Below are 13599 nucleotides of genomic sequence, written 5' to 3'. Positions count from 1 at the left end.
TAACTCCAAAATTGAGTGACATGATGCATTGATATATGCATCACACAACACTAAGCTTAAGATAGAAATATGTATACGTAAATACCGCATAAAAGTACGCTAGCAAATGTAATAAATCAATAAAGAGAAACACTTTTTTTGTGAAGTTTTATATAAAATATCAAGTCTGTAGCGATGTCTTACGACAAGCCGCTCCGCATCTACGCTCGTTTATATGTAATATATTCTGACCTCTTCCCTAAAAAGCTATACCTATCAAGCGTTACGGTATTATTTTAAGTATTTTCCCTGTTTGTAAAAATGCAGTCAATTCATACCTGTTACTAATTACTTATAAAAAATAAATATGAGCGATGCTTTTAGCCGACTCGCACCCTTCATCCAAGAATATATTTATCATCACCAGTGGACTGAATTACGGCCAGTTCAAATTGCCGCTTGTCAAGTCATATTTGATACTGATGCTCACTTGCTAGTTACTGCTGGAACTGCTGCTGGTAAAACAGAAGCAGCCTTTCTGCCAGTTTTGACTCTATTACACGCCAACCCGGCTGCAACCATAGGGGCATTGTATATTAGTCCAATCAAAGCTTTAATTAATGATCAATTTGAGCGTCTCAACGACTTACTAAAAGAAGCAGATATTCCCGTTTGGCACTGGCATGGTGACGTTTCGCAAACTCGAAAAAACAAGCTTTTAAAGAATCCTCAAGGCATTCTCCAAATCACACCAGAATCTTTAGAAAGTTTGTTAATCAACAAAAATAACGACCTACTTCGCTTATTCGGTGATTTAAGGTTTGTCATCATTGATGAAATTCACGCCTTTATGGGTTCAGAACGCGGTTGTCAAATTATTTGCCAATTACAACGTTTAGCAAAGTTGACGCAAAAACAACCGCGCCGTATTGGTTTGTCAGCAACTCTTGGTGATTACTCAATAGCTGAAGATTGGTTACGTTCAGGAACAGACAAGCCAGTTATTACACCGAAAATCGACAGCGTAAAACGCCAAATAAAACTAGCTGTAGAACATTTTTATATTACTGATGAAGTAGATGAATCAGAGGCGACAGATGATGAACAATATATTTTCAACCTTAGCAAATCTCGCAAATGCCTAATATTTGCTAATAATCGCACGCGTACTGAATCTGTAATTGCATCTTTACGAAAAATTGCCACAAAACAAGGACTACCAGATATATATCATGTACATCATGGGAGTATATCTTCTAGTTTGCGGCAATCTGCTGAAAATGCAATGCGTGAATCCAACAATCCAGCTGTGACTGCCGCCACTCTGACTCTAGAATTAGGCATAGATATCGGTCATTTAGAGCGAGTTATTCAGTTAGAATCACCCCTCTCTGTAGCTAGTTTTTTACAGCGCTTGGGACGCAGTGGTAGAAGAGGTGAAGCTGCTGATATGCGATTTGTCTGTGCTGAAGATCAGCCATTAGGAGAAGCTTCTCTACCAGAGCAAATCCCTTGGCAACTTTTGCAGTGTATCGCTATTATTCAACTTTATTTAGAGGAACAATGGATTGAACCAATCAAACCAATTAAATATCCTTTGAGTTTGCTTTATCACCAGACAATGAGTATTTTAACAGCAACAGGTGAAATTTCAGCCAATGCTTTAGCTAAACAAATTTTTAGTCTGCCACCCTTTGCTGCTATCTTAAAAGAAGATTTCCAACTATTGCTACGCTATTTAATTGATATTGGTCATATTCAGTATACCGAACAAGGTAAACTAATCCTGGGTTTGACAGGAGAAAAGGTGGTGAGGAAATTTCAGTTTTATGCTGTCTTTGCTGAACAGCAAGAATATATTGTTAAGCAAGGTGCAACAGAAATTGGCAGTATCGTCACACCGGTTCCAGTTGGCAACCAATTTGCTTTAGCTGGGAGAACTTGGGAAGTTTTAGAAGTTGACTTTAAAAAGAAAGCTATTTTTGTTAAACAAGCCGAGGGTAAAGCGAGTATTTATTGGCGTGGTGGCAATGGTATTATTAATACCAAAGTTTTACAAAGAATGCAGCAAATTTTATTGGAAAATGTTGAGTATAGTTACTTGCAAAAAAATGCTTTGCAACGATTACGTCAAGTTCGCCAGTTGGCACAGCAGGTTGGATTAGATAAGCAGAATATTTTGCAACTGGAAAAAGGTAAATGTTGCATTTTTCCTTGGATGGGTACGGTTGCTTATCGCACCTTAGAAAGATTACTAAATTCCTACTGCCGAGAATCGTTGGAAATTACAAGTATTGGCGGAGTAAATCCCTATTATTTGACAATTAAATTAGGCAAGAAGAAATTTAAATATCTTTACAATGAAATTGCTTCATTGTGTGAACAAAGAATTACCTCAGAAGATTTAGTCAGTACTTCAGAAGCACCAGAACTTCAAAAATATGATGGATTTATTCCTCATCCACTTTTATGGAAAGCTTTTGCTAACGATTATTTGGATATGAAGGAACTGAAACAGCAAGTGGCAATGTGGAGAGAATAAACTAATCCGCCTTTAAGTTGCATAATCCTTACCTCAGAAAGACGCTCTTACGCAGAGAGGGAAGACACCAGTAACCCCAAAAATAGAGTTTTTGAGTTTACGTATTTTTCCTGATTTCAGTGCTTCTTGAAGGTGACTACGATAGAGCGCATAACAAATATGACACACATTCAATTGTGTGGTGTGTTATGACTTAACTGTAAATAGTTTAACTTATTGGTTAATTATGATAGAAAAGTTGGTTGATACTAATCAACCTTCAAAACTAGCCAATTCAAAAATTAAATAATTACTGGTGAAGTTTTTCTAGACAATCAGCACTATAGCTGATTAATTTTTTGTTGCCATCTAAAAATTCCCCAATTATTTTAAAGCAACAATAAAAAGCTTGCTTAGTTTGTGCATCAATTTGCTATAAATAGGAAGAAAAATTATGGCAGTTTCACTAACAAAAGGACAAAGAGTTTCACTTGACAAAGTTGCTCCTGGCTTAACAGATGTCTTTATTGGACTTGGATGGGACGTTAAAGCTACAGATACAGGTTATGACTTTGATCTAGATTCCTCAGTGTTCATGTTGGGTATTAACGAAAAACTTATTTCTGATAACCACTTTATTTTTTATAATAACCTCACAAGTCCCGATCCTGATAAATCGCTTCAGCACATGGGAGATAATCTTACCGGTGTAGGTGAAGGAGATGATGAAGTCATCAAAGTTAACCTAAAACAAGTACCCGCAGATGTTCAAAAAATAGTTATTACTGTAACTATCCATGAAGCGCAGCAACGTAGTCAGAATTTTGGTCAAGTTAAAAACGCCTTTGTGCGAATTGTTAATGCTCAAACAAAACAAGAAGCAGTCCGCTATGACCTTGTTGAAGACTACTCTGTAGAGACAGCATTAATTATGGCAGAACTTTACCGTAAAGACGGTGAATGGCGTCTTAATGCAGTTGGCTCAGGCTATCAAGGTGGCTTGAAATCACTACTTGACCGCTATAGCTAGGCAATGTATTAGAACTATCTAAGATATTTTACAATGTTGATATTAACCTGAGTTTAGAAAACTCTATTGCTCTCTATTTAATGCTTAGTGTAAAAGCTATAAAGGAAGATAATAATATTACAAACATAGAGCAAAACTTAGATATAATCTTGTCAATTCAATACATCTTGAAATAACTTACATGGGAATCAATCTACAAAAAGGACAACGCATCTCACTTTCTAAAGAAGCTCCTGGGCTAACAAAGCTGATGTGCGGACTGGGTTGGGATATAGCAAAACATTCCGGTGGCGGGTTTTTTGGTGCTTTTAGTAACGCTCCAGACTTTGATTTAGATGCCTCCATAATCTGTTTAGATCAAAATGGCAAAATAACAGATATAGGCAATATTGTTTACTTTGGTAATCTATCTCATAAATCAGGAGCTATTACCCATCTAGGTGATAATCTCACAGGTGCGGGAGAAGGTGATGACGAGCAGGTTCTTGTAGATTTAGCTCGACTACCAAAAGAGATTGTAAAATTGGTTTTTACAGTTAATATTTATGATTGTATTACTCGGAAGCAAGAATTTTCACAGGTAAAAAATGCCTTTGTACGCCTAGTTAATACATCTAATAATCAAGAACTAGCTAAGTATCATCTGTCCGGTTCTGAATACAAAGGAATGACCGGGATGATTATGGCTGAAATTTATAATCACAATAATGAGTGGAAAATGGCGGCGATTGGCAACGGCATTAACGTTAATGGTTTAGAAGGACTTGTGAAAGTCTATGCTTAACTACATATTGATTTACTCAAATCAATAGTAATTCAGAATCAAATTAATTTTCAAAATTAGGTAATAATCATGTCAATTAACCTCAGCAAAGGCGAAAGAATCAATCTTTCAAAAGAAGCACCAAGCTTAAAAAATGCTGGAATTGGTTTAGGATGGGATATTAACGTTACAGATACAGGTTCAGCTTTTGACCTAGATGCTTCTATATTTATGTTAGGTGCTAATGGAAAAATTCCTAACGAAAAATACTTTGTATTCTATAACAACTCACAATCACCAGATGGTTCTGTGAAACATGAGGGAGATAGCAGAACTGGAGAGGGTATAGGAGACGATGAAACAATTCAAGTTGATTTAAGCAAAGTTGATGCTTCAGTTCAAGAAATAGTTTTTGTGGTCACTATCCATGAAGCAGAGCAAAGAAAGCAAAACTTTGGGCAAGTCAGAAACTCATTTATCAGAATTTATGACAACACCACAGAAAAACAAATTGCTAAATATGAATTAGATGAAGATGCCTCTGCGGAAACTGCAATCGAATTTGGTAAACTTTATCGAAAAGATGGAGAATGGAGATTCCAAGCTGTTGGGGCTGGTTATAAATCAGGGCTGCAAAGTTTTGTAGACCAATATGCTGCTTAGTAAATATCTCAAAAGTTAATCTAAAGGGAGTATTCATTGTTGTTACCCCTTTTTTTTTTGCATAAATTAATAAAAAAAGTTTAATTTATAGGATGTATATGAGATGGAAATTGAATTAACTAAAGGTGGCAGGTTTAATCTTTCTAAGGAAGCTCCAAATTTAAATAAAGTAGCTATTGGCTTGGGTTGGCAAGTAAATCAAGCTGGGCAAAGCTATGATATTGATGCTTCGGTATTTATGTTAGGTGCAGATGGTATCATTCCCAATGATAAATATTTTGTTTTCTATAATAACCTTCAGTCACTCGATGGTTCTTTAAGACACTCAGGAGATAATAGAACTGGGGAAGGGAATGGAGATGATGAGACAATTTATGTTGATTTGGCAAAAGTAAATCCAGATATTCAGGAGATAGTTTTTGTTGTCACTATTCATGAAGGACAAGAAAAAAATCAGAATTTTAGCCAAATCAAAAATGCCTTTATCAAGATTTACAATCACGAAAGCAAAAATTCTCTGGCTCGGTACAATTTAAGAGAGGCTTTTTCTCAAGAGACAGCTTTGGAATTTGGACGCTTATATAAAAAAGAGAATGAATGGAGATTTCAAGCGGTAGGAGAAGGCTATAGTTCTGGACTACAAAGTTTTGTAGATAAATATATTGCCAAAACTAAGCAGCAAGAATCTACAAAAGTAGAAAGTGCCCAAGAAAACTGTACAGCGAAACTAAATATATCGTTAGAGAAAAAGCTAGAGCGAGAAGCGCCACATATTTTCAATCTTGTTAAAAAAGCAGATATATCACTACAAAAAGCAAATTTGACAAATCATAAGGCTAAGGTTGTGCTTTGCCTTGATATCTCTGGCTCAATGAGTGCGCTCTATACTTTAGGTAAAATTCAGCGGTTTGCTGAAAAAATTCTGGCTTTAGGATGTCGTTTTGATGATAACGCTTCCATTGATATATTTCTATTCGGAGCTAAAGCCTATAATGCAGGTGAAATGACTATTGAAAATTTTAAAACCTTTATTCCAAATCTCTTAAAAGAGTATCCACTAGAAGGTGGTACTTACTATGGCAAAGCTATAGATATGATTAGAAAATTCTATTTTCCAATATCTAAAAAAGGTAACCATAAAAGTTTTAATCCAGTTTATATCATGTTTGTGACGGATGGAGCAACCTCTGACGAGTCACAAACAGAACAATATCTTAAAGAGTCTTCGTATGAGCCTATTTTTTGGCAATTTATGGCAATTGGCAAGTCACGCAAGGATGTTAAAGGTAAAGGTATTTTAGGTTGGCTAGCTAAAGCAAAGACCAGTGATTTTACTTTTCTAGAGCGGCTTGACGAAATGAGCGATCGCTATCTTGATAATTCAGATTTTTTCAGTTTAGAAGATCCAGAAAGCATACCAGATCAAGAGCTTTATGATTTACTGATGACTGAATATCCAAACTGGGTCAAATTGGCTAAAACCAAGAATCTATTACAATAAAAAATCAATGTCTCTCTACGATCGCCTGGATTTAACTAGACCCAATCGCAAGCTCAAAGTCCCGATTTGGGAACGCATAGATTTGACTAGACCCCCTAAACTCCGTTGTCAGGGATGTCGTTTGCGCATTCAGCCTCAGTGGGAGTTTTGCCCTTGCTGTGGAAAAATTCTCATAGAGAGAAATAGCGAGTTTCGCCGTTGCATCTGGGTAGACGTTTCGGGAATGGATATCGAAGAGGAAAATACCGAAGCAATCAATAGTATTCTCAGTGATGCCTTTTCTAAGCTCTACGGTGCTTTTAGAAGCGTTGAAGTATTTTTGACATCAGATCCACCTGAACCCAAGGAATGGGGAGACAACTTTACTCACGTTTATATATTTGCTGATAAGCAGCCAGTTGACTATTTAGGAGTAGCTACTTTTAAATTAGGAATGGTTACAAACCGTGCTATCATCCGCATTGATCAAGTATTATATGCGTCTTACAATGCCAGTCTTCATGTTAATCAATTGTCTAACTTAATTGCCAATACTATTGCCCATGAGATTGGACATACATTAGGGCTGGATCACTCTGCGCTACCAACGGATGTAATGCATGATGGACTTGATCATATCATTCATAGCTCAATGCCTCCATCATTTCATGCATCGCAAATCAACTCGATGAATAATGCAATTCGCAGAGAAGCAGGATTGAGATAATTCGTAATTTCGTAATTAGTTAAAATCAACTATTTTTTAATTAAACTCTGGAGCGATCGCAAATCATAATTTAATATTTTTCCAGTACTAGAAAGCAGTGTTGCTTTGGACATGAAAAAGCTCTAAATTCAGCCCTATAGCATTGGAGGTACTTAAATTTTGCATAGTTTTTAGTCAATAATTTCTCTAGACTTTTGACTTTTGCAAATCAGTAGGCAATTTAAATCCGTTATAGCTTACCGATTTTCCTATCTGATGTAAAGGAATCTCAATCCAAAACTCGCTTCCTTTGCCCAGTTCTGATTCACACCGCAGGATTCCAGAGTGTTTTTGCACCACAATCTGATAGCTAATTGATAAGCCCAATCCTGTTCCTTGTCCCACAGGTTTAGTAGTAAAAAATGGATCAAACAGTTTCTTTTTAACCTCTTGGCTCATACCTGGCCCATTATCTGCGATTCTTACTACCACTCGGTTATTACTAACAAGTTTAGTACTAATTATAATTTTACTAGGATTGCTCTCAATCTCTTGCTGATAACTTTGAAAATTGCATATATCAAGGGCATCGATCGCATTATTAATCACGTTCATAAATACTTGATTTAACTGCCCTGCATAACACTCTACTAGAGGTAGCTGGCCATACTCCTTAATGATTTCAATTTTGGGATGCTCTGGCTTGGCTTTCAATCGATTCTGCAAAATTAGCAGTGTACTATCAATACCTTCATGAATATCAACCTCTTTCATGTCTGCTTCATCTAAATGGGAGAAGGTACGTAAAGACAAGACAATTTGCTGAATTCGTTTAGATCCCATTTTCATCGAAGACAAGATTTTGGGTAGGTCATCTAGCATAAATTCTAAATCAATATCCTCTATCTTTTCCTGAATCTTTTGTCCAGAATTTGGGAACTCTTTTTGATAGAGACTTACTAGTTCTAGCAATTTTTGAGTGTATTCACTGGCATGGGTGATATTGCCAGAAATAAAGTTAACTGGGTTATTAATTTCATGTGCAACCCCTGCTACAAGCTGACCCAGACTAGACATTTTCTCAGTTTGAATCAATTGAGCTTGAGTGCTTTGGAGTTCTTTTAAGGCTTTCTGAAGTTCTGATTCTGCCTGTTTGCGTTCATAAATTTCCAACTCTAGACGTTGGTTCATTTGGGTTAATTCAGTGTTCTTAATTAGGGTTTCACGAGATTCGGCTAGCTTCAGTGACATATAGTTAAACGACTTAGCAAGGTCTTCTACTTCATCCCCTGTCTGAATATCTAAACGGTAATCTAGGTTTCCATCTGCAATTTCTGCTGTTCCTGCTTGTAATTTATGTAAAGACTTAATTGTTGGACGCCAAATCACTATAAATTTCCCAACAAATAAAATTATAATTACTTGCACAACTACAAAAGAAATAATTCTCTGCACTTGATATAGGTTTTCCAATTCATCTTCAACTAAGAGATTCTGCTGATTAGCACGTTCAATTAGCTGGCTGAGGAACAATTCAATGTCTCTATCAAAAGAATTAATGGCTCTAAAATACTGTTGGGAATCTGCGAAAGAAGTGTCGCTAGAATTCCAGTGGATTAGTTGAGTTGACAACTGGCTGAGAAACTGGTGACGGCGACGAATGACTGAGATTTCTTTGGCATCTGGCATCAAGCGTTCTAACTTATCAAGAGAGTCCAGAAACTTTTTTGAAGATTGAACCATTTCTATATTTTGACTTTTAAGTAGAACAATATCCTTGAGTTCAATAATTTCAGACTTCAAGGCATTTTCCGCAGTCAAAGCGACTTTGATAGTTTCGGTGGTTTGATTACTTTTCTCACGAATAGTCTGCTTTATTTGTTGAACAGCTACAGTATTGCCAACGAGAATAGCTATTATCAGTCCGACAGACACAACTGAACCTGTAAAAAACTTTGTGGAGATTTTCATTTTGTCGGAACAGAAATTAAGTTGAGATATTTTCGGAGTTGCTCGATAGGAGTGTAGTCTGAAGGAGTCACAAGGGTGTATCCGGCTGACTCTGTTCCGATAATATCCTGAAGTCCTTCTGGGCTACTAATAAAAGCCTGCTTTAGTCGTTTGATTAACTCAGGTGAGAGTTTTTTGGACACTACTATTGGAGAATTGGGTATGGGAGCAGATTCCCACAGGATTTTGGAGTTTTGAGGTGTTAGCTTACCGTTTTTTTGCCGCTTCAAGTAGGAGGAAATATTAGTTGCTGCGGCATCAACAATGCCATCTTCTAATGCAGCCATACTATTGCTATGGCTACCAGCATAGAGGACTTGAGCAAAATTTCGATTATCATCAATTCCTAGTTTTTTGAACGTTGCCAGTGGCATCAAATACCCAGAGGTTGATAATTTATCTACAAAGGCAATACGTTTACCTTTGAGGTCTTTTAAGGTTTTGATGCGACTGTCTTGTTTGACAATGATACACGCCCGATACCAGGGTTGTCCCGTATGTTTATCAATGGGAGCAACCAACGGCTCTACTTTAGCACCCCGATCTACTGCCTCCAAATAGCTCATAGGCCCTAAATAAGCCATGTCCAGCTTATCCTGCAATAGCCAGTCAATGATTTGCTGATAATCCTTAGCAATCTGGAAATCTACTGAACTGGCGATCGCATCTTGTACCTGCTGGATCTCTGGTTTTTTGTGTCTCCCTTGTCCCCCTATTCTCTTTGATTGCAACTCAGTATCAACTCTTCTTCCAAGGGATTGCTCTAAGTATTCTTTTAGGGGTTTAATCATCCCTTCTTGCTCTGTCCGGCTTTGCGTAGGTAGCACCCCAATTTTCAAAGCTGGTAAGTTCTGTTGACTTGAGACATTATCCACAACAGACTGATTCTTTTCTGATACTTTTCCAGTACAGCCTACACTCAGTAGTGCCATAATTATCACTACAATCAAAGCTCTACTTTTACTGGATAAGCAATATCTACCAAAGAGCCACGGTGCTACTAAATACTTGTTCATAAAATTCAAATATAGATAGCTCAAAAATTCTAGGACTATCGTGGCATTTTTAAACGCAGAGTATTTTAAAGCCGAGCAAAGCCAATACTTTAAATTGGAATTTGAATGCAGAATTCTGTGCCTTTTCCTGGTTCCGATAGACAATTCAAAATTCCACCATGTTTTTCTACTATAATTTGGTAGCTAATTGACAGTCCAAGTCCTGTTCCTTTACCTACGGGTTTTGTAGTAAAAAATGGATCAAATAATCGCTTTCTAACGTCTTCCGCCATTCCTAATCCGTTGTCGGCAATTCGGATGACAACAAATTTACTCTCTAAAATTTCAGTCCTAATGAGAATTTGCGGTTTATCAGTTATTTTTTTGCTGACTCTTGACTCTTCTAAAGCATCGATCGCATTAGTCAGAATATTCATAAATACTTGATTAAGCTGCCCAGCATAGCAATCAACTAAGGGCAAATCACCATATTCTTTAACGATAGATATATCTAACCCAATTCCATTATCTTTCCAGCGGTGATGCAAAATTAATAGGGTATTTTCAATCCCTTCATGAATGTTGACTAGTTTTTTATCTGCTTCATCATGACGAGAAAAATTTCGTAGCCCCAAAACAATTTCACGGATGCGATTAGTACCCATGTTCATCGAAGATAGGAGTTGGGAAAGGTCACTAGTAATGAATTCTAAATCAATTTTTTCAGTGTAATCTTCAATTTCTGCTTGAGGCTGAGGATAGTGTTGCTGATAAAGGTGCAAGAGAGTTAACATTTCTTGAAAGTATTCGTTAGCATAGGTTAAGTTGCCATGAATAAAATTAACTGGATTGTTAATTTCATGGGCAACTCCAGCTACTAATTGTCCCAAGCTAGACATTTTTTCATTCTGGATCAGTTGAGATTGAGTTTGCTGCAATTTATGCAAGGTTTCGGTAAGTTTTTCGGCTTGAGTTTGAGCTATTAAAGTAGCAGAGCGACTTTGGGTATAAAGTTGTGCATGATCGATGGCGATCGCTAGTTGATCGCAAACAGCTTGTAGCAGGTTAATTTCACTGTTAGTCCAAATGCGATCGCCACTACAATGACTGCATACAATTGCCCCAATTTCACCGGAATTACTCTTAACTGGTAGCATTAGTTGAGATGTGATACCAAACTCAGTTAAAAGTTCTTGCATATCATAATCAAGTTGTGATTTTCTATTAATATTTTCTATACAAATTAGCTCTTGAGAGAGAAGTGTTTGGGTCAAAAAAGTGCTTTTTTGTAGTGGGATATTGCCTAACATACTTGGCAAGTTAGGGTTTCGTGCTTCATAGGTAATAGTCAGACTTGGTTGGGATGGGTGCGGTAAGTAAGAAAGAAAGTAGCAACGGTCAATTTGTAATAAGCTGCGAATTTCATTAACAGCAGTTTCTAGGATCATATTTAAGTCAAGAGAACTGCGGATTTGACTAGCTAGACGCAGTAATAAGGCTTCCCGACGGCTGAGGAGTTCTTCTCGCGCCCAGATTCGGTCAATAGCCACAGCAATATTATTCGCAATCCAATTTAATAGGTTATGAGTTGGTTCGGTAAATAATTGCTTGCTAAATAAAGCTATTATGCCGATTATTTGCTGCTCTACTATCAGGGGATAAGCAGAAAATCGAGAAATTGAGAATGTAGAATTGACAAGTTTATCTGAATGATTAATTGATAATTCTTCGTTAAAAATAGCTTGATGGTTTTGAATCATTAATCCCATAATATTATTGACTAAAACCATGTGATCGGGGAAATCTTGGGTATCGCTCAAAGCATTACAAGCAATATCTGTGCAATGAACACCAGCCTGCAATTGTAGCTGGTTTGTCTGTCGTTCAAATGTCCAGATACAAACAAAGCCGATATCAAGGTATTGGGAAATAGTATTTGTACAGTTTTGCAGAATTTCTGAAAGTGTGCCACTTTGAGATAAGGCTAAACTGACTTCTGCACTCAAAACTGACAAACGCGATCGCTCCAATAAAGCGAACTCTGAAAGCTTGCGTTGTGTAATGTCTGTACGAATTGATACGTATTGATAGGGCTTTCCATCTTGTCCCAACATTGGGGCGATCAGAGTATCTACCCAATAAAAAGTGCCATCCTTAGCTTTATTTTGAATTTCTCCCTTCCAGATTTTTCCTTGGGCAATAGTTTTCCATAAATTTGCAAAAAAATCTTTTGTATGGTGTCCAGAATTGATAATCCGATGGTCTTGCCCTAGAAGTTCTTCTGGAGAATATTTAGAAACTTCACAAAATAATTCATTGACATAGGTTATTCTTCCAGTTCTATCAGTAATAGCTACCAGTGAATGAGCATTTAAGGCAAATCTAAAAGCTTCTAGTTCTTGGATAGATTTTTGTAGCGCTATTTCATTCTGTTTATTAATAGTGATGTCACGAGCTACTGCATAAATCAGCTTTTCTTCAGTGAAACTAGTTGCATTCCATGCCAGCCATTTGTAAGAACCATCCCGACAAAGATAGCGGTTTTCAAAGCTGATTGCATCTACAGATTGTGTAATTTTTTGAGCTGCAACAATAGTGGATTCACGGTCTTCAGGGTGAATAAATTCGATAAAGGGTTTAGTAACGAGTTCCTGAGTTGACCAACCTAGTGTTTTTGTCCATACTGGATTTAGATACTTAAAATAACCATCAAAATTAGCAATACACAATAAATCTATAGAAAGTGAGAAAAATCGAGAATATTTTTCTTCAGATTTTTGTAACTCAGATTTAACTAGTTTCATCAGTTTTTTAGGTGTAAAGCTTTTTTTGATAAAGGTTAAATAAGTTAATACGTTTATCGTTAAAATTGAGTAACCATCGCAATAGGATGTTTCAAGCTAGGAATTGCCTCATGTCAGTTCTGACGAAGACTGTTTAGCGTCCGAATAAAAACGTATTTAACTTGATAGTGTAGGCAAGAAGTATCTACTAGTTTGTACTGAGTAAACTAGCTAACTTTTGACTTACCTCTCTACTAAATAAAGGGTTCCCAAAAAAACTATAAAGTAAACATTTATATCTAAAATTTAGGATAAGAAGTGTTACGTAAACTGAATTAGTCAGGACTTTTATCTGTCATTGTCCTTAAACAGCAAAGTACTCGTTTAATAAATGTAACAATTATTAAGATTTTTGCATTCCCTCATATATAAACTTAATGTTTCAGTCCTCGCTCATCTGAAAATTTACCATTTCATAAATATCACTGAATGAAATTTAGAAATTTATAGAATCTAGTGTTAACAATACATCGGGAGATTCATATTCAGTTAAGACCCATTTACCATCCGAGTTTTTAGCAAATTGCTCGACGTAAAATTTGTATTGGTCAATCAGAATATATTCTTTAAATTCAGGAATTGAATGATAACAAGAAAACTTATCTGATT

At 36.5% G+C, this 13599-nt stretch carries 9 protein-coding genes; 6 read left to right on the top strand and 3 right to left on the bottom strand.

Going from position 1 to position 13599, the window contains the following annotated elements; all coding sequences use genetic code 11:
- The first annotated feature begins 346 nt into the window (after window positions 1–346).
- The 6 genes from ACWATR_RS26900 to ACWATR_RS26875 all read left to right on the top strand — a co-directional run bounded on the left by ACWATR_RS26900 (window position 347) and on the right by ACWATR_RS26875 (window position 7163).
- Entirely contained in the window at window positions 347–2521 is a 2175-nt protein-coding gene (locus ACWATR_RS26900) for a DEAD/DEAH box helicase (protein ID WP_460339010.1), read from the top strand.
- Window positions 2522–2954: 433 nt separating this feature from the next.
- Window positions 2955–3530 carry a TerD family protein gene (locus ACWATR_RS26895; RefSeq protein WP_460339008.1) on the top strand — a complete coding sequence of 192 codons (576 nt, stop codon included), beginning with the start codon at window positions 2955–2957 and terminating at the stop codon, window positions 3528–3530.
- Between the two features lie 181 nt (window positions 3531–3711).
- Complete coding sequence (locus ACWATR_RS26890; RefSeq protein ID WP_460339006.1) at window positions 3712–4314, top strand: TerD family protein; 603 nt, start codon at window positions 3712–3714, stop codon at window positions 4312–4314.
- A gap of 69 nt (window positions 4315–4383) precedes the next feature.
- Window positions 4384–4956, top strand: a complete 573-nt coding sequence (locus ACWATR_RS26885) for a TerD family protein (protein WP_069071297.1) — start codon at window positions 4384–4386, stop codon at window positions 4954–4956.
- A gap of 103 nt (window positions 4957–5059) precedes the next feature.
- Window positions 5060–6457: a TerD family protein gene (locus ACWATR_RS26880; protein WP_460339004.1), complete on the top strand. Its 1398-nt coding sequence runs from the start codon at window positions 5060–5062 to the stop codon at window positions 6455–6457.
- 7 nt (window positions 6458–6464) lie between these two features.
- Complete coding sequence (locus ACWATR_RS26875; protein WP_460339002.1) at window positions 6465–7163, top strand: zinc-dependent metalloprotease family protein; 699 nt, start codon at window positions 6465–6467, stop codon at window positions 7161–7163.
- Window positions 7164–7349: 186 nt separating this feature from the next.
- Here the strand turns inward: ACWATR_RS26875 and ACWATR_RS26870 are convergent, their stop codons facing one another.
- From ACWATR_RS26870 to ACWATR_RS26860, 3 genes are all read right to left on the bottom strand, one after another.
- Window positions 7350–9113 (bottom strand): ATP-binding protein, encoded by a 1764-nt coding sequence (locus ACWATR_RS26870; protein ID WP_460339000.1) that lies wholly within the window; start codon window positions 9111–9113, stop codon window positions 7350–7352.
- Window positions 9110–10168, bottom strand: a complete 1059-nt coding sequence (locus ACWATR_RS26865) for a substrate-binding domain-containing protein (RefSeq protein ID WP_460338998.1) — start codon at window positions 10166–10168, stop codon at window positions 9110–9112. The genes ACWATR_RS26870 and ACWATR_RS26865 overlap by 4 nt, the downstream gene beginning before the upstream one ends.
- 89 nt (window positions 10169–10257) lie before the next feature.
- The gene (locus ACWATR_RS26860) at window positions 10258–12951 is read right to left on the bottom strand and encodes a PAS domain S-box protein (RefSeq protein WP_460338996.1); all 2694 of its coding nucleotides are present in this window, start codon (window positions 12949–12951) and stop codon (window positions 10258–10260) included.
- Window positions 12952–13599: the final 648 nt, after the last annotated feature.

The sequence above is a fragment of the Nostoc sp. UIC 10890 genome, assembly GCF_054786515.1.
The sequence above is the reverse complement of the archived record's forward strand: the minus strand, read 5'-3'. Positions and strand labels throughout refer to the sequence as shown.

Bases quoted from the DNA above. Each gene is read 5' to 3' on its own strand.
- ACWATR_RS26900 (WP_460339010.1), top strand. From the start codon at position 347: ATGAGCGATGCTTTTAGCCGACTCGCACCCTTCATCCAAGAATATATT.
- ACWATR_RS26895 (WP_460339008.1), top strand. From the start codon at position 2,955: ATGGCAGTTTCACTAACAAAAGGACAAAGAGTTTCACTTGACAAAGTT.
- ACWATR_RS26890 (WP_460339006.1), top strand. From the start codon at position 3,712: ATGGGAATCAATCTACAAAAAGGACAACGCATCTCACTTTCTAAAGAA.
- ACWATR_RS26885 (WP_069071297.1), top strand. From the start codon at position 4,384: ATGTCAATTAACCTCAGCAAAGGCGAAAGAATCAATCTTTCAAAAGAA.
- ACWATR_RS26880 (WP_460339004.1), top strand. From the start codon at position 5,060: ATGGAAATTGAATTAACTAAAGGTGGCAGGTTTAATCTTTCTAAGGAA.
- ACWATR_RS26875 (WP_460339002.1), top strand. From the start codon at position 6,465: ATGTCTCTCTACGATCGCCTGGATTTAACTAGACCCAATCGCAAGCTC.
- ACWATR_RS26870 (WP_460339000.1), bottom strand. From the start codon at position 9,113: ATGAAAATCTCCACAAAGTTTTTTACAGGTTCAGTTGTGTCTGTCGGA.
- ACWATR_RS26865 (WP_460338998.1), bottom strand. From the start codon at position 10,168: ATGAACAAGTATTTAGTAGCACCGTGGCTCTTTGGTAGATATTGCTTA.
- ACWATR_RS26860 (WP_460338996.1), bottom strand. From the start codon at position 12,951: ATGAAACTAGTTAAATCTGAGTTACAAAAATCTGAAGAAAAATATTCT.